13 protein-coding genes are annotated in these 16,698 nt (G+C 71.2%); 4 read left to right on the top strand and 9 right to left on the bottom strand.

Translation table 11 applies throughout. From position 1 onward, the window contains the following. Nucleotides 1-79: 79 nt before the first annotated feature. The 6 genes from F1C15_RS07170 to guaB form a co-directional block, all read right to left on the bottom strand. Nucleotides 80-1,663 (bottom strand): cation:proton antiporter, encoded by a 1,584-nt coding sequence (locus F1C15_RS07170; RefSeq protein WP_185233838.1) that lies wholly within the window; start codon nt 1,661-1,663, stop codon nt 80-82. A gap of 6 nt (nt 1,664-1,669) precedes the next feature. Continuing rightward, the gene (locus tag F1C15_RS07175) at nt 1,670-2,200 is read right to left on the bottom strand and encodes a cation:proton antiporter regulatory subunit (RefSeq protein WP_056057274.1); all 531 of its coding nucleotides are present in this window, start codon (nt 2,198-2,200) and stop codon (nt 1,670-1,672) included. A 223-nt stretch (nt 2,201-2,423) separates the two neighbouring features. Further along, on the bottom strand, nt 2,424-4,286 hold the full coding sequence (locus F1C15_RS07180) for a glycerol-3-phosphate dehydrogenase/oxidase (protein WP_082514601.1): 1,863 nt from the start codon (nt 4,284-4,286) through the stop codon (nt 2,424-2,426). A 113-nt stretch (nt 4,287-4,399) separates the two neighbouring features. Then, nucleotides 4,400-5,521, bottom strand: coding sequence for a GuaB3 family IMP dehydrogenase-related protein (locus F1C15_RS07185; protein ID WP_056057277.1), 1,122 nt, complete (start codon nt 5,519-5,521; stop codon nt 4,400-4,402). 121 nt (nt 5,522-5,642) lie between these two features. Next, on the bottom strand, nt 5,643-6,623 hold the full coding sequence (locus F1C15_RS07190) for a type IV toxin-antitoxin system AbiEi family antitoxin domain-containing protein (RefSeq protein ID WP_185233840.1): 981 nt from the start codon (nt 6,621-6,623) through the stop codon (nt 5,643-5,645). A 197-nt stretch (nt 6,624-6,820) separates the two neighbouring features. After that, a complete protein-coding gene (gene guaB / locus F1C15_RS07195) occupies nt 6,821-8,323 on the bottom strand; it encodes an IMP dehydrogenase (RefSeq protein WP_185233842.1) in 1,503 nt (500 codons plus the stop codon). 270 nt (nt 8,324-8,593) lie between these two features. Between guaB and F1C15_RS07200 the strand changes: the two genes are divergently transcribed. The 4 genes from F1C15_RS07200 (at nt 8,594) to F1C15_RS07215 (ending at nt 12,882) form a co-directional block, all read left to right on the top strand. Beyond that, nucleotides 8,594-9,958, top strand: coding sequence for a branched-chain amino acid ABC transporter permease (locus F1C15_RS07200; RefSeq protein ID WP_235491277.1), 1,365 nt, complete (start codon nt 8,594-8,596; stop codon nt 9,956-9,958). Between the two features lie 11 nt (nt 9,959-9,969). Continuing rightward, nucleotides 9,970-10,956, top strand: a complete 987-nt coding sequence (locus F1C15_RS07205) for a branched-chain amino acid ABC transporter permease (protein ID WP_056057285.1) — start codon at nt 9,970-9,972, stop codon at nt 10,954-10,956. Between the two features lie 73 nt (nt 10,957-11,029). Next, nucleotides 11,030-12,097, top strand: a complete 1,068-nt coding sequence (locus tag F1C15_RS07210) for an ABC transporter ATP-binding protein (RefSeq protein WP_167261366.1) — start codon at nt 11,030-11,032, stop codon at nt 12,095-12,097. Nucleotides 12,098-12,114: 17 nt separating this feature from the next. Further along, nucleotides 12,115-12,882 carry an ABC transporter ATP-binding protein gene (locus F1C15_RS07215; protein WP_370543627.1) on the top strand — a complete coding sequence of 256 codons (768 nt, stop codon included), beginning with the start codon at nt 12,115-12,117 and terminating at the stop codon, nt 12,880-12,882. A 796-nt stretch (nt 12,883-13,678) separates the two neighbouring features. Here the strand turns inward: F1C15_RS07215 and F1C15_RS07220 are convergent. The 3 genes from F1C15_RS07220 to groES all read right to left on the bottom strand — a co-directional run bounded on the left by F1C15_RS07220 (nt 13,679) and on the right by groES (nt 16,674). Continuing rightward, nucleotides 13,679-15,019 (bottom strand): ABC transporter substrate-binding protein, encoded by a 1,341-nt coding sequence (locus tag F1C15_RS07220; protein ID WP_056057288.1) that lies wholly within the window; start codon nt 15,017-15,019, stop codon nt 13,679-13,681. Nucleotides 15,020-15,196: 177 nt separating this feature from the next. Next, on the bottom strand, nt 15,197-16,183 hold the full coding sequence (rarD, locus tag F1C15_RS07225; RefSeq protein WP_185233848.1) for an EamA family transporter RarD: 987 nt from the start codon (nt 16,181-16,183) through the stop codon (nt 15,197-15,199). Nucleotides 16,184-16,377: 194 nt separating this feature from the next. After that, nucleotides 16,378-16,674, bottom strand: coding sequence for a co-chaperone GroES (gene groES / locus F1C15_RS07230; protein ID WP_056057293.1), 297 nt, complete (start codon nt 16,672-16,674; stop codon nt 16,378-16,380). Nucleotides 16,675-16,698: the final 24 nt, after the last annotated feature.

Here is a 16,698-nt window from a genome sequence, read left to right on the forward strand (position 1 = left end):
CGTCGGCCCCCGACGGCCCCGCTGTGCGTCCGCTGCGCTCAGCCCGGCGCTCCGCGTCGGCCAGCGCCCCCGATGACGCTCAGTACTCGGGGTCGCGCTGCCGCGTCGCCCGCTGGTCGGACTGCTGCCCGGCCTGCTCGGCCCACATGGCCCGCTCGGCCGCGCTCATGCCGTCGACCTCCGAGTCGTCGTCGAGGTCGCCGTCAGGGTCGCCGTCGCCGCCGGCGGCGCCGGTCGGCGAGGTCGCCACGTCGAGCTCGTCCACGACCGGCCGTGCGTGGTCGAGCTCGTCGACCACCACGGTCCGTCGACGGCGGGGCACCGGCGGGTCGTCGAGGTCGGGGTCGTCGAACAGGCCGGAGTCGGGGTCCGGGTCGCGAGCGATCGTGTCGCCGGGCTCCTCGCCGGCGAGCGCCGCCTCCATCAGGGCGATCTCGTCGGCGTGACGCCCCTCGCGCTGCTGGCGTCGCGCCTCCGCCGCGGCCTTCTCGGCCCGGTGACGCGACCGGAACAGCACGGCGCCGATGCGCTCGGAGTTCGCGGCGAGCAGCGGGCCGATCACGGCCATGATCAGGACGTAGAGGCCCGCGAAGGGCTGCAGCAGCGGGTTCAGCCCGGCGCCCGCCGAGAGCGTCGCGAGGATGAGCGCGAACTCGCCGCGGTTCTGCAGGATGAACGAGGTGTTCAGCCCCGCCTGCGGCCCGAGCTTGTTGAGCCACGCGACGAACTGGCCCGCGACGAGGTTCAGGCCGATCGTGATGCCCACGGCCGCGGCCACCGGGCCGAGCACGCTCGGGAAGAGCGACGGGTCGAGCCCGAGGCCGAAGTTGAGGAAGAAGAAGGCGCCGAAGACGTCGCGCATCGGCAGGGCGAACTGCTCGACCCGGTTGCGGTACTTGGTCGCCCCGATGATCAGGCCGATGAGGAAGGCCCCGATCGCGTCGGTGACGCCCAGCACCTCGCCGAGGCCCGCGAAGAGCACGGCGAGCCCGAAGAAGAGCACGGTGAACAGCTCGTCGTCGCGGGTGCGCATCAGCTTCGACACGACGCGGCCCCCCCACCGCGCGACGCTGAACATCACGACGAGGAAGACGAAGGCGATGCCGAGCTTGAGCACCACCGGCCCCGGGTCGGTCTCGCCGCTCAGCACGACGGAGACGATGGCGAGGTAGATCGCGATGAAGATGTCCTCGACGACGGTGACGCCGAGGATCATCGGCGTCTCGCGGTTCGCCAGGCGGTTCAGCTCGATGAGCAGCTTCGTGACGATCGCGCTCGACGACGTCGCGGTCATGCCCGCGACGATCAGGGCCTCGCGGGTGCCCCAGCCGAGCATGAAGCCGAAGGCCAGGCCGACGCCCATGTTGACGGCGATGTAGGTGCCGCCGGAGACGATCAGCCGGCCCGCGTTCGAGAAGAACTCGTCTTGATCGAACTCGAGGCCCAGGTTGAACAGCAGCAGGATCAGGCCGAAGATCGCGATCAGCTCGATGCTGTGCGCGTCGAAGCTGAGCGGGAACCAGCCCGTGTTCGTGCTGGCGAGCAGCCCGACGAGCATGTAGATCGGGATCGACGGCAGGCCGATCAGCTTGCCGAGCCGCCCGAGCACGTAGGCGAGCAGGAGGAGGATGCCGAGGACGATCAGCTCTTCACCCAGGTGCACCGGCGATCAGCTCCCGGGCGGCGAGTCGACCGGGGCGCGGTGCCCGAACGTGCCCGTGCGGTACCAGGAGAACGCCTTCGCGACCTTCTCCGGCGACCCGGCGACGACGAGCGTGTCGCCCGGGAACACCTTGAAGTCGCCCGACGGGGCGGGGTTCGCCGCGTCGCCGCGGACGACGGCCACGACCGTGAGTCCCACGACGCCCTTGGCGCCGAGGTCGCCGAGCGGCTGTCCGGCGATGTGGTCGTCGTAGTCGACGGTGAACCAGTCGATGCTGAGGCCGGGGATCTGGTCGAGCGCGGAGAGCGACTCGGTGATGCGCGTGCCGCCGAGCAGCTCGGCGAGGGTGTGCGCCTCGTCTTCGCTGAGGCGCAGGGAGACCTTCGTGACGTCGGCCCCGTCGGCGTCGTCGCTGAAGGTGATCAGGTCGCTGTGGCCCGAGCGGTGCGTGATGACGCCGCACTTGCCGCCGTCGTCGGTGATGAAGGTGTGCAGCACACCCACGCCGGGGAGCTTGACTCGACGCACGTCAACCATGGTTGGTCTCCAGGAGGATCGGGGGCAGTCGTCTCAGCCTAGCGGCGGGCTCCGTCGCGCTGGCCGGGCTGCTCATGGTGGGCACAACAGGGCCCCGGGCCCCGGTGTTCCCGCCTCGTGGCCGCGTTCTCGGCGGGCGGACCTGCAGGAGGCGCGGTGCCTGCCCCACGGGCACCGCGCCTCCTGCAGCCTGATCGCGTCGCGACCCCGCCTCGCCCTCGGCTCAGCCCTCGCGGCCTCCCGGCTCGCTGGCGCGCGCCGGCTCGTCGGCGGGCGTGCCGGCCGGCTCCGCCACCGTCTCGCCCGGCTTCGGCGCGCCGCCCTGGTCGGCGCCCGGCACCTTCATGTCGTCCTCGTCGAAGCCGAACGTGATGTCGGGCGCCTCGAGGCGCACGCGGTCGGCCGAGGCGTCGTCGGGCTCGAGCTGGCTGGCCCGCTCGGCGGCGACGCGCTTGAGGTAGTTGCCGACCTCCTCCTCGGTCTCGGAGTCGGACCAGCCGTGCACCTCGGCCATGAGGCGGGCGGCCACGGGCGCGGCGGACTCGCCGCGGTCCCACGCCTCGATCGAGATGCGGGTGCGACGGGCCAGGACGTCCTCGAGGTGCAGGGCGCTCTCGTGGCTGGCCGCGTAGACGACCTCGGCGGCGATGTAGTCGTCGGCGCCGGGCAGCGGCTCGGCGAGCTCGGGCCGCTCGCGGATGAGGTCGAGCAGCTCGTCGGTGAGCGTGCCGTAGCGGTTCAGCAGGTGCTCGATGCGGACCTTGTGCACGCCGAACGCCTTCGCGATCTTGCCGCGCTTGTTCCAGGCCGCGTGGTAGCCCTCGGCGCCGAGCAGCGGGATCTCCATCGTCGTGCTCTCGGGGATGCGACCGTCGAGGGCGGCGACGGCCTCGTCGATGGCGTCCTCCGCCATGACGCGGTAGGTCGTCCACTTGCCGCCGGCGACGACGACGAGGCCGGGCACGGTGTGCGCCACGATGTGCTCGCGCGACAGCTTCGAGGTCTGGTCGGACTCGCCGGCCAGCAGCGGCCGGAGCCCGGCGTAGACGCCCTCGACGTCGTCGCGCGTCAGCGGCACGGCCATGACGCGGTTGACGTGCTCGAGGATGTAGTCGATGTCGGCGGCCGTCGCGGCGGGGTGCGCCTTGTCGAGGTCCCAGTCGGTGTCGGTCGTGCCGACGAGCCAGTGACGGCCCCACGGGATGACGAACAGGACGCTCTTCTCGGTGCGGAAGATCATGCCCATGTCGGAGTGGATCCGGTCGCGGGGCACCACGAGGTGCACGCCCTTGGAGGCCCTGACCTTGAACTGGCCGCGCTCCCCCACCATCGCCTGCGTGTCGTCCGTCCAGACGCCGGTCGCGTTGACGACCTGCTTGGCGCGGATCTCGAAGTGCTCGCCGGTCTGGTAGTCGTGGGCCTTCACCCCGACGACGCGCTCGCCGACCTTCACGAAGCCCTCGACGCGCACGCGGCTGGCCGCGTGGGCGCCGTAGCTCGACGCGGTGCGCACGAGCGACGAGACGTAGCGCGCGTCGTCGACCTGGGCGTCGTAGTAGGTCAGGCCGCCGACGACGGCGTCCTTCGAGAGGCTCGGGATCGCGCGCAGCACCTGGGTCTTGCTGAGGTGCCGGTGGTGGGGCACCCCGGGCGGGCGACCGCCCGTCCAGCTGAAGATGTCGTAGAGGGCCATGCCGGCGCCGATGTAGAAGCGCTCGTACACGGGCTTGCTCAGCGGGTAGAGGAAGCGCACGGGCTTGACGAGGTGCGGGGCGAGCCGCTGCAGCAGCAGGCCGCGCTCGATGAGCGCCTCACGCACGAGGCGGAAGTTGAGCTGCTCGAGGTAGCGGATGCCGCCGTGCACGAGCTTCGACGACCGGCTCGACGTGCCGGAGCCCCAGTCTCGCGCCTCGACGATGCCCACGCTGAGGCCGCGGGTCACGGCGTCGAGCGCGGAGCCCGCCCCGACGATGCCACCCCCGATCACGAGGATGTCCAGCTCTTTCTCCTTGAGCGCCTCGATGGCGTCGGCCCGTTCCTCCGGACCGAGCTTCGAGGAGAGGGATGCGGACGCGGTCGTAGCCATGCGGGGCCTCCATCGTTGGATCGGCGCGGGCCTGAGCCCGCCTCATCGCCCATACAACGCCCGTCAGCCTGACAACGGTGCGTGAGATCGCCCCGCTGGGGACGGATCGAGGTCTAGTGCGGCTGGTAGGGAGCCACGACGACCTCGCTGCGCTGGAACTCCTTGAGGTCGCTGTAGCCGGTCGTGGCCATCGCGCGGCGCAGGGCGCCGACCAGGTTGGCCTGGCCGTCGACCGTGGAGGCCGGGCCGTAGAGGATCTTCTCGAGCGGGCCCACCTGGCCGACGTGCACGCGACGACCGCGGGGCAGCTCGGGGTGGTGCGCCTCGGCGCCCCAGTGGTAGCCGCCGCCGGGCACGTCGGTGGCGCGCGCGAGGGCGGCGCCGAGCATGACGGCGTCGGCGCCGCAGGCGACGGCCTTGACGATGTCGCCCGACGTGCCGAGCCCGCCGTCGGCGATGACGTGCACGTAGCGCCCGCCCGACTCGTCGAGGTAGTCACGGCGAGCGCCCGCGACGTCGGCGACCGCGGAGGCCATCGGAGCGTGGATGCCGAGGGAGGCGCGGGTCGTCGAGGCAGCGCCGCCCCCGAACCCGACGAGGACGCCGGCCGCGCCCGTGCGCATGAGGTGCAGCGCTGCCGTGTACGTGGAGGCGCCTCCCACGATCACGGGGACGTCCAGCTCGTAGATGAACTCCTTGAGGTTCAGGGGCTCGGTGCTCTTCGACACGTGCTCCGCCGAGACGGTCGTGCCGCGGATGAGGAAGAGGTCGACGCCGGCGTCGACGACGGTCTGGTAGAGCTCCTGCGTGCGCTGCGGGCTGAGCGACCCGGCGACCGTGACGCCGGCGGCGCGGATCTCGGCGATGCGCGCGGTGACGAGCTCGGGCTTGATCGGCTCGGCGTAGATCTGCTGCATGCGGGCGACGGTCTCGTCCTCCGGCAGGTCGCGGATCTCGGCGAGGACGGACTCGGGGTCGTCGTACCTCGTCCAGACGCCCTCGAGGTCGAGCACGCCGAGGCCGCCGAGCTGGCCGATGCGGATGGCCGTCTCGGGGCTGACGACGGAGTCCATCGGCGCGGCGATGATCGGCGAGTCGAACTGGAACGCGTCGATCGACCAGCTCACCGACACGTCTCGGGGGTCGCGGGTGCGCCGGCTCGGGACGATCGCGATGTCGTCGAACGCATAGGCGCGGCGCGCGCGCTTGGAGACGCCGATCTCTACCTCAGTCACCGTGCCACCCTACCGGGTGCCGCCCCGCGCCGAGCCCGGCGGCCCGCGGCCCGCCCCGGCGCCCGGCCCCGGCACCCGCCGCCCGCACCCTCGGAGCACGGGCGAGTCCGACCCCGACGGTCTACGACGCTCGCCCCCGTTGGTCGTACTCGCCCGGAACGTGTCGGCGGGGGACGACGAGACCCGCCGAAGCCAACCTCGCGGCGAGCCGACCGAGGTCGAGGGCGTCGTCCCATCCCCATCGGGCGAAGCCGTTCACCTCGGGAAGGCGTCGCACGGCGTTCTCGCGGTCCTTCTCGTGGAGGAGCGCCTCCTTCGACGAGCGCCCCGCCACCATGCCCTCGTCGAAGTACTTGTCGGTCCCGTCGGCTTCGCCGGCCACTCCCTCGCTCGCCCACCAGAAGTCGAGGGTGGCGACGTGGCGACCCTCCTCGCGGAGGACGTGCTGGAGGACCGGGTCGGGCAGCCCCAGGAGGCGGATGCCCACCCGGCTGACCGACTCGAGGGGCGACGCGGCGCGGGGATCGGCGAACTCCACGACCGCTCCGACCCGGCGAGCACCGCGGATCGTGCCTCGGGACTCGAAGTCCGCGAGGAGCTCGGCGGGCGTGACGACACGTCGACGCAGGGCATCGTCCGTCATCACGACGGCGCGGAGGAACGTCTCGGTGAGGCAGACGTCGACCAGCGTCGTGGCCACGGACGTCACGAGCACGCCCTGCACGACGTCGAGCCCGTCTCGGCCGACGGCCCGGGCGTGCTTGACGAAGCCGTGTTCACGGCGGCTTCCGCCCGCGGGCGGGACGAGGACGTGCACGGCGGCCCCGGGCGCGCCGACGACAGGGAGCCCGTGCAGCACGGCCGCGGAGAGATGGCTGACGACGACGTCCGACCGGCAGGCGGCCGCCGCCGCCACCGCGGTGGTCGCGTGGCGCTCCTCCACGCCCATCTCAGCCCAGACCGACGTCTCGACGTACGCCCCGCGGCGGACCCGCACCAGGGCTCCTCGGGCGTGGGACCGTCGGAGCATCGCCGGGTCGAGACCGAGCGAGGAGACGTCACGACTGAGCAGGAGTCCGGGGCGGTGGACGGTGATGAGCATCCGCCCAGGATCGTCCGGGGCAGGCGGCGGCTCCTCCCCCGGCGCCCCGCACGGGGACCACGGCCCACGCGCACCCCCTGGGAAGGGACGACGCCCGGGACGATCGCCCGGGACGACGACGGGCGAGTGCGAGCCGGGCGGGCGTCCAGGGACGCCCGCCCGGGTCGAACTCGCCCGGGGTCGGCGAGGGCGGCGGGCTAGCGGCGGTAGTTGGGCGCCTCGACGACCATCTGCAGGTCGTGCGGGTGGCTCTCCTTGAGGCCGGCCGCGGTGATGCGGACGAACTTGCCCTTCATCTTCAGCTCGTCGACGGTGCGGCCGCCGACGTAGAACATCGACTGACGGAGGCCGCCGGTGAGCTGGTAGACCACGTTGCTCAGCGCGCCGCGGTAGGGCACCTGGCCCTCGACGCCCTCGGGGATGAGCTTGTCGTCGCTGGGAACGTCGGCCTGGAAGTACCTGTCCTTCGAGTACGACGTGTTCTTGCCGCGCGTCTGCATGGCGCCGAGCGAGCCCATGCCCCGGTACTTCTTGAACTGCTTGCCCGCGACGAAGACGAGGTCGCCGGGGCTCTCGTCGCAGCCGGCGAGCAGCGAGCCGAGCATGACCGTGTCGGCGCCGGCGACGAGCGCCTTCGCGATGTCGCCCGAGTACTGGAGGCCGCCGTCGGCGATGACCGGCACGCCGGCCTCGCGGGCCGCGAGCGACGCCTCGTAGACGGCGGTGACCTGCGGCACGCCGACGCCGGAGACGACGCGGGTCGTGCAGATCGAGCCCGGCCCGACGCCGACCTTGATCGCGTCGGCCCCGGCCTCGATGAGCGCCTCGGCGCCCGAGCGGGTCGCGACGTTGCCGCCGATGACGTCGACGGCGGCGAAGGTCGGGTCGGCCTTGATGCGCTTGATCATGTCGAGCTCGCCGGCGCTCTCGCCGTTGGCCGTGTCGACCACGAGGACGTCGACGCCGGCGTCGCGGAGGGCGCACGCGCGCTCCCACGCGTCGCCGAAGAAGCCGATGGCGGCACCGACTCGGAGCCGTCCCTCGTCGTCCTTCGTGGCGTCGGGGTACTTCTCGCTCTTGTCGAAGTCCTTGACGGTGATGAGGCCGCGGAGCTTGCCCGCCTCGTCGACCAGGGGCAGCTTCTCGATCTTGTGCTGGGCGAAGATCGCGATCGCCGAGTCGGGGTCGACGCCCTCGGGGGCCGTCACGAGGGGGGCCTTCGTCATGACGTCGCGGACGAGCGTGGTCTGCATCTCGAAGGGCGAGACGAAGCGCATGTCGCGGTTGGTGATGATGCCGACGAGCGTGCCGTCCTCCTCGACGACCGGCAGGCCGGAGACGCGGAACTGGCCGCAGAGGGCGTCGACCTCGGCCACGGTGGCGTCGGGGGTGGTGGTCACCGGGTTGGTGATCATGCCCGACTCGCTGCGCTTGACCTTGTCGACGTGGGCCGCCTGGTCGGCGATCGAGAGGTTGCGGTGGATGATGCCGATGCCGCCCTGGCGCGCCATGGCGATGGCCATGCGCGACTCGGTCACGGTGTCCATCGCGGCGGAGAGGAGGGGGACGGCGACGCGGATGCGCTTCGTGAGGCGGGACGAGGTGTCGGCCTCGCTCGGGATCACGTCGGTGCGCCCGGGGAGGAGCATGACGTCGTCGTACGTGAGTCCGATGAATCCGAACGGATCCGGCTGGTCCATGAGTCCCCTTCGAAGGAGCGAGATGAGGTGGTCGGTGGCACCGGATCGCCGTCGACTCCGGTGCTCCATGTTAAGCCGCCCCGTGCCTCCTGAATTCCGCCCTCGGAGGACGCTCTCGTGCGTCGATGTCGCTATTTCGTAACGAATTGTCGTCATTGGCCTGTGTCCTGCACGAAACACGGCCGACACACAGCGAAAGTAGCGTCACCAACGACGGTCGCCAGCGGCACCCGGGGCATCGCCCCGACTGGCACCTGTCCAGGAGGTCCCGTGAAACCCGACACGACCATCGCAGGCAGAGCTCCGCTCCGCCCTGCCCTGATCGTCACCGTCCTCGCTCTGCTGCTCGGCCTCGCCGGCGCGTTCGTCTCGGTGACCCTGGCTCCCTCGGCCGCCCACGCGCAGGGCGGGGCCACGGCCTCGTGCCAGGCCGACGCGAGCACGGGCTGCATCCAGGGCAGCATCAGGACCTCCGACGGCGAGCCGGCCACCGGCGTCGTCGTCGACGTCACGGGCCCCGGCGGCTTCGAGGGCACGGCCGAGGTCGACGGCACCGGCCGCTGGGCCGTCCCCGTCACCGAGGCCGGCGAGTACGCCGTCCAGCTCGACGAGGAGTCGCTGCCCGACGGGCAGTTCCTCCGCAACGCCGAGACCGAGCGCAGCGTCGACGCGACGCTCGGCGCCAACAAGAGCGTGATCTTCCAGCTCACCCAGACCGAGGGCGAGGTCTCCGGCGCCGCCGCCTCCTCCTTCAACTGGGACCGCCTCGCGCAGCAGTTCGCCTCGGGCATCCGCCTCGGCCTGCTGCTCGCCCTCGCCGCGATCGGCCTCTCGCTGATCTACGGCACCACCGGCCTCAGCAGCTTCTCGCACGGCGAGCAGGTGACCCTCGGCGGGCTGCTCGCGTACGTCTTCGCCAACCAGCTCGGCATGAACATCTTCCTGGCGGCGACGATCACGGTGATCCTCTGCGCGGCCACCGGGTTCATCCAGGACTGGGCGATCTGGAAGCCGCTCCGACGGCGGGGCCTCAGCCTCACCCAGCTCATGATCGTCACGATCGGCCTGTCGATCGCCCTGCAGTACGCGTTCCAGTACTTCTTCGGCGCCGCGACCGTCCGCATCCAGACGGCCAACCCGACCACGGTCACCTTCGCGGGCGTCACGCTCACGGTGCAGTCGTACGTCGCCATGGGCATCTCGGTGATCGTGCTCGTGCTCACCGGCCTCTTCCTCACGAAGACCCGCACCGGCCGCGCCACCCGCGCCGTCTCCGACAACCCCGCCCTCGCGGCGGCGTCGGGCATCGACGTCGACCGCATCATCCGCCTCGTGTGGACGGTCGCGGCGGGCCTCGCCGGCCTCTCGGGCGTCATGCTCGGCCTCGTGCTCAACGGCGTCAACTGGATGACCGGCCTGCAGATCCTGCTGCTCATGTTCGCGGCGGTCACGCTCGGCGGGCTCGGCACCTCCTTCGGCGCCCTGGCCGGCTCGCTCATCATCGGCGTCATCGTCGAGCTGACCAACCTGGTGCTGCCGGGTGACTTCAAGTACGCCACCGCGCTGCTGATCCTGATCGTGATCCTGCTGTTCCGTCCGCAGGGCATCTTCGGTCGCGCCGAGCGGATCGGTTAAGGGGACAACACATGGACTACGTCATCGACCTCATCCGCCAGCTCACCGGCGAGGCGCTCGCCCCGACCACGGCCGCGTTCGCGATCGCCGCGATCGGCCTCAACATCCACTTCGGCTTCACCGGACTCATCAACATGGGCCAGGCGGCGTTCCTGCTGCTCGGCGCCTACGGCTTCGCGATCTCGCTGACCAGCGGCCTGCCCCTCGGGCTCGCGGTGCTGATCGGCATGGCATGCGGCCTCGTCTTCGCGCTCATCCTCGGCGTCCCGACGCTGAAGCTGAGGGGCGACTACCTCGCCATCGTGACCATCTGCGCGGCGGAGATCATCCGCATGGTCGGCCGGTCGAGCATCCTCACCGACGTGACCGGCGGCTCGAACGGCATCACCGGCTCGTCGTACCGTGACCCCTTCACGGCGCTCTCCCCCCTGCCCGACGGTCAGACCACCGTGCTGTGGTTCACGTACGACAACAACGGCGTCAACGGCTGGTGGATCCGCATCGTGGCCTGGGCGCTCGTGGCCCTGCTCTGCGTCATCGTGTTCCTGCTCAGCCGCAGCCCGTGGGGCCGCGTGCTCAAGGGCATCCGCGAGGACGAGGACGCCGTGCGCAGCCTCGGCAAGAACGTCTTCTCGTACAAGATGCAGGCGCTCGTCTTCGGCGGCGTGATCGGCTCGCTGGCGGGCATCATCTACGTGCTGCCCTCGTCGGTGCAGCCCGACGCCCTCGGCCGCTCGACGACGTTCTTCATCTGGACGGCGCTCCTGCTCGGCGGCGCGGCCACGGTCTTCGGCCCGGTGCTCGGCGCGATCCTGTTCTTCGTCGTCCGCCTGCTCATCCGCACCCTGGCCGGCGACTTCATCCCCGCGAGCATCATGAGCAACCAGCAGGCGGACCAGTTCTCGTACGTGCTCGTCGGCGTCGCCCTGATGTGCCTGATCATCTTCCGACCGCAGGGAATCCTCGGCAACAAGAAGGAGCTGTCGTTCAGTGTCTGAGACCACGACCACCGGCACGGCCGGAGCGCCCTCGGGCCGAGACCGCAAGCCCGGCTACGACTACGACCGCACCGTGCTGCGCCAGAAGCTCACGACCGTGGGGCGCACGCCCGGCTCGTCGAAGCCCGACCCCATCCTCACCGTCGACAACGTCGTGCGCCGCTTCGGCGGCATGACCGCCGTCGACGTGGGGCACGTCGAGGTGCAGCGCGGCGCGATCACCGCGCTGATCGGCCCCAACGGCGCCGGCAAGACGACGTTCTTCAACCTGCTCACCGGCTTCGACAAGGCGTCCTCCGCCCCGACCGCGTTCAAGCGCGGCGAGGGCACGGCCAAGTGGGTCTTCGACGGCAAGCCGATGGGCAACGTCGGCGCGGCCAAGGTGGCCCGGGCCGGCATGGTGCGCACCTTCCAGCTGACGAAGGCGCTCTCGCGCCTCACCGTGATGGAGAACATGCTGCTGGGCGCCCGCGACCAGCCGGGCGAGAACTTCTTCGTCGGCATCGTGCCCCCGCTGTGGAAGGCCCGCGAGCGTGAGATCACCGTCAAGGCGGAGGAGCTGCTCGCGCGCTTCAAGCTGCTCGAGAAGAAGGACGACTACGCCGGCAGCCTCTCCGGCGGCCAGCGGAAGCTGCTCGAGATGGCCCGCGCCCTGATGAGCGACCCCGAGATGATCATGCTCGACGAGCCGATGGCCGGCGTGAACCCGGCGCTGACGCAGTCGCTGCTCGGCCACATCCAGTCGCTGCGCGACGACGGCACGACCGTGCTCTTCGTCGAGCACGACATGCACATGGTGCGGCACATCTCCGACTGGGTGATCGTCATGGCCGAGGGCAAGGTCGTGGCCGAGGGCCCGGCCGACACCGTCATGGACGACCAGGCCGTCATCGACGCCTACCTCGGCGCGCACCACGACACCGACCTCGGCGACGACTCGCTGCTCACCGACGAGGCGTTCGACCAGATCGAGGAGGAGGTGGCGGCGGAGGACGCGGCCCGCGAGGGCGACCCGACCCGCGCCTCCTCGACCACCACCGCGGGCGGCGTCGCCGGGCGCGACCTGCCGGGCTCGCCCGACCCCTCCACCCCCACCGCGACGAACGCGGCCGACGACCAGCAGAGCGGAGACAGGGCATGAGCGCCTCGACGACGGAGATGCACCCCGGCACGGAGAAGTTCGCCGGCACCGAGCCGATCATGAACGCCAGCGGCCTCGTGGCCGGCTACCTGCCCGGCGTCAACATCCTCAACGGCTGCGACCTGGTCTGCTACCCCGGCGAGCTGATCGGCATCATCGGCCCGAACGGCGCCGGCAAGTCGACGCTGCTCAAGGCCCTGTTCGGCCTCGTCAAGATCCACGAGGGCAGCGTCACGCTCGGCGGCGAGGACATCACGAACCTCAAGGCCAACAAGCTCGTGCAGGCCGGCGTCGGCTTCGTGCCGCAGACGAACAACGTCTTCCCGTCGCTGACCATCGAGGAGAACCTGCAGATGGGCATGTTCCTCCGCCCGAAGGCCTTCACCGAGCGGCTCGAGTACATCTACGACCTCTTCCCCGTGCTCGGCGACCGTCGCGGCCAGCGCGCCGGATCGCTCTCGGGCGGCGAGCGCCAGTCGGTCGCCATGGCTCGCGCGCTGATGATGGACCCGAAGGTGCTGCTGCTCGACGAGCCGTCGGCCGGCCTCTCGCCGGTGCGCCAGGACGAGACCTTCATCCGCACCCGCCGCATCAACAAGGCCGGCGTCTCGGTGATCATGGTCGAGCAGAACGCCCGCCGCTGCCTGCAGATCTGCGACCGCGGCTACGTGCTCGACCAGGGCCGCAACGCCTACTCGGGCACCGGCCGCGAGCTCGCCGACGACCCGAAGGTGATCGAGCTGTACCTCGGCACGCTCGCGAAGGACGTCGACGAGACGCACTGACCCCGGCGCCGAGCGCCACGAGGGCCCCCACGCTGCGGCGTGGGGGCCCTCAGGCGTCGTGGGGGGGGGCTCGTGTGGCGGGAGGCTCGTGCGGCGGGGGCGCTGGGCCTGCGGGAGGCGCGGTGCCGGTCCCACGCACACCGCGCCTCCCTGCGGCCCTCGCTGCGGATCGTGGCCGGTGCGGCGGGTCGGCGTCACTCCCGGCGGGCCCGCGCCGGCCCGCCCCGGAGGACACCGACCCGCCGCACCCGGGGCTCTGCCGTAGAACGCGAGCGATCCGTCGGGCGCCGACGCAAGAAGGCGGGCCTCCGAACCATCGCAGCACGGATCACGCTCAGATTTGAGAGCACGACGCTGTGGGAGGCGCGCTGCGGGTTCGGCGCACATCGCGCCTCCCCGGGGTTTTCCCGTAGAACGAGAGCGTTCCGTCGGGCGCCGACGCAGGAAGGCGGGCCGCCGAACCGCCGCAGCACTGATCACGCTCAAAATTGAGAGCAGGGGGCTGTAAAACAGGCCCTCGGTGGTGGACCGTGGCCGAAGCGGCGGGTCCCCGTCACCCCCGGCGGGTCAGCGCCCACCCGCCCAGGAGGACACGGACCCGCCGCACACGCCTACACCGCACCCCGCACCCCGCACACGGAGAAGGCCCCGACGCCGGAGCGTCGGGGCCTTCAGGGTGCAGCAGGTGCCGCGGTCGGGTCAGTCGCCCGCGGTGCCCTCGACGGCCGTCTGGTAGACGAAGGCCCCGACGCCGGAGCGTCGGGGCCTTCAGGGTGCAGCAGGTGCCGCGGTCGGGTCAGTCGCCCGCGGTGCCCTCGACGGCCGTCTGGTAGACGGGCTTGTTGTCGCCGTCGAACTGGTAGATGCCGATGAAGGCCGACGACGGGTCGTTCTTGTCGTCGAACGGTCCGATGCCCGAGGGGCCGGTGTAGTGGATGTCGCCGCCGCCGTCGAGCGCGGTGACGCACTCCTCGAAGGTCGAGCACTCGGTGCCGTCGGTCGCGCCGGAGACCCCGGCCATGTTGGCCTGGATCGTGCCGGCGTCGGTGCCGCCGCCCTTCACCGCGGCGAGCGCGGCGAGGATGGTGGCGTCGTAGGACTCCTGTGCGTACGAGTAGTCGGCGAGGGGGCTGCCGGCCGTGCGCTGGTAGAAGTCGCTGAAGCGGGCCTGCAGGTCGGTCGACGGGAACGCGCCGGGGATGGTGCCCTTGGCGCCCTCGAGGGTGCCCGGGTCGAAGTCCTCGCTGTAGTCGGCCGTGTTGCCGTCCGACATGTAGACCTTGCTCATGTCCCAGCCCTGCGAGACGAGCTCGGGCACGATCGACGCGGTCTCGTCGAAGGCGAGGATGACGATGGCGTCGGGGTCGGAGCCGATCGCCGCGGTCACCTCGGACGAGAACGTGGTCTGGCCGGGCGGGAACTCCTGGCCCTCGCCCTCGGCGCCGTAGACGACGGTGCCGCCGGAGGACTCGATCGAGGCCTGGGTCGAGTTGCGGAGGCCGGTGCCGTAGGTGTCGTTGAAGACGATGAACGCGACGTTGGCGTTGCCGTCGTCGACGATCTGCTGGCCGAGCGCCGAGCCCTGGACGGAGTCCGGCGGCGCGGTGCGGAAGTAGTACGACGAGTAGCCGCTGAGGTCGGTCGCCGTGTTGGCGGGCGAGATCTGCACGATGCAGGCCGCGGTGATCTGGTCGATGACGTTCAGCGTGACGCTGGAGGACTCCGCGCCGATGGCGACGGGCACCTTGGCGTCGATCAGCTGCGTCGCTGCGGCGCTCGAGACGGTGAGGTCGTTGCTGTCGCCCGAGTCGGTGCTGGGGTCGATCGTGACGTCCTGGCCGAGCACGCCGCCGGCGGCGTTGATGTCCTCGACGGCGAGGCCGACGCCGGACTCGGCGGGCGGGTTGAGGTACGCGAGGGTACCCGTGCTCGGCAGGATGGTGCCGATGCGGAGAGCGTCCTGGCTGGGGCTGCTGGGCGCCTCGCAGGCGGCAGCGGGGTCGGTCTTCGCCGACGCCGACGCACTCGACGAGGAGGTGTCGTCGCTGGGCGTCGAGGTGGACGAACAAGCGGCGAGGAGGACGGAGGCGGCTCCTGCGAGCGCCAGAGCCTTCAGCCCTTTGGTGGATCGGATCATCCGTGGTCCCTTTCTGGAAGCGCGTGCAGCCGGACCGCCACTAGGCAGACGGTCCTCGCGATTGAGAAGAAACTAGGGCTCGATTGTTTCCGGCGCGTGTTCTGGTCGTCACTCAGGGGTTTCGTTAGCAATTCGTGACATGCCCTCAGGAGGCGCGGTGCGGGCCCCGGACGGACGTCACGCTTCGGCGGGCCGCGGCCGTGCCCGGCGGCTCGCCGACACCATGTCGACGGTCAGCACCACGAGGGCGACCCAGACGATCGCGAAGCCGACCCAGCGGCTGGTCGGCATCTGCTCGTGGAGCAGGACGACGCCGACGACGAACTGCAGCACGGGCGCGAGGTACTGGGTGAGCCCGATCGTCGCGAGGGGCAGCCGTCGCGCGGCGGCCGCGAAGAGCAGCAGCGGGACCGCGGTCACGACGCCCGAGCTGATCACGGTGAGGGTGTGCAGCAGGCTCACCGAGCCGAACACGACGCCGCCGTCGACGCCGGTCGCCGCGATCACGACGAGGGCGACCGCCGCGACGGGCGCGACCGCCAGCGTCTCGAGGGTCAGGCCGCTGACGGCGTCGACGCGCCCGCCCATCTGCTTCTTGACGAGCCCGTAGGCGCCGAACGAGAACGCCATGATCAGCGACGCCCACGGCACGCCGCCGGTGCCGAGGGCGATCACGACGACGGCGACGGCGCTGAGGCCGATGGCGGCCCACTGGGCGGGCCGCAGGCGCTCCCGCAGCACGACGACAGCGAGCAGGACGGTGACGATCGGGTTGATGAAGTAGCCGAGGGCCGCCTCGACGACGTGCCCGGCGAGCGTCGCGACGATGAAGGTCGTCCAGTTGACGACGATGAGCACGCCCGCGAGCGCCATCGGCGCGACGACGCGGCCCTGGCGCAGCAGCGCCAGGAAGGCCGGGAAGCCGCGCGTGACGGCGAGCAGCACCAGGCAGAACGCCAGCGAGAAGAGGATGCGCCACGAGACGATCTCGAACGGCCCCGAGGGCGACATGAGCAGGAAGAAGATCGGCAGCACGCCCCACAGGCCGTAGGCGCTGACCGCGTAGGCGAGGCCGGAGCCGGCTCGCTCGGCCGGGCCCGAGGGCCGGGCGGGGCCGGCGGGCTCGACGGGGGCGGAGGAGGCGCGGGCACGGTCGTCGGTCACGTCACGACTCTAGGGCGAGCCCCCGTCGCCGACCGGCCCGGTGCTGCCGTCGACCGTGCCGCTCCTGCCGATCTCGCGAACGGGCGGCCCGCACAGCGCCTCGACGGGACGGCGCCCCGCCTCGCGCCGCCCGCGCACGACGAAGGCCCCCGCCGTGTGGCGGGGGCCTCCGGGTGGAGCAGGGTGTCGACCGACTAGCGGACGATGACGGCGAGCACGTCGCGGGCCGAGAGGACGAGGTAGTCCTGGCCGTCGTACTTGACCTCGGTTCCGCCGTACTTGCTGTAGATGACCTTGTCGCCGACGGCGACGTCGAGCGGGACGCGGTTGCCGTTGTCGTCGATGCGACCCGGACCGACCGCCACGACCTCGCCCTCCTGGGGCTTCTCCTTGGCGGTGTCGGGGATCACGAGGCCGGAAGCCGTGGTCTGCTCGGCTTCGACCTGCTGGATGACGATGCGATCTTCGAGCGGCTTGATGGAGACCGACACGGTTGACCTCTGCTTTCTCGGAAC

The organism is Frigoribacterium sp. NBH87, assembly GCF_014217665.1.
Classification (GTDB): Bacteria; Actinomycetota; Actinomycetes; order Actinomycetales; family Microbacteriaceae; genus Frigoribacterium; species Frigoribacterium endophyticum.

Coding starts and splice junctions, on each gene's coding strand:
- F1C15_RS07175 (WP_056057274.1), bottom strand. CDS start 2,200: ATGGTTGACGTGCGTCGAGTCAAGCTCCCCGGCGTGGGTGTGCTGCAC.
- F1C15_RS07180 (WP_082514601.1), bottom strand. CDS start 4,286: ATGGCTACGACCGCGTCCGCATCCCTCTCCTCGAAGCTCGGTCCGGAG.
- F1C15_RS07190 (WP_185233840.1), bottom strand. CDS start 6,623: ATGCTCATCACCGTCCACCGCCCCGGACTCCTGCTCAGTCGTGACGTC.
- guaB (WP_185233842.1), bottom strand. CDS start 8,323: ATGGACCAGCCGGATCCGTTCGGATTCATCGGACTCACGTACGACGAC.
- F1C15_RS07205 (WP_056057285.1), top strand. CDS start 9,970: ATGGACTACGTCATCGACCTCATCCGCCAGCTCACCGGCGAGGCGCTC.
- F1C15_RS07215 (WP_370543627.1), top strand. CDS start 12,115: ATGCACCCCGGCACGGAGAAGTTCGCCGGCACCGAGCCGATCATGAAC.
- F1C15_RS07220 (WP_056057288.1), bottom strand. CDS start 15,019: ATGATCCGATCCACCAAAGGGCTGAAGGCTCTGGCGCTCGCAGGAGCC.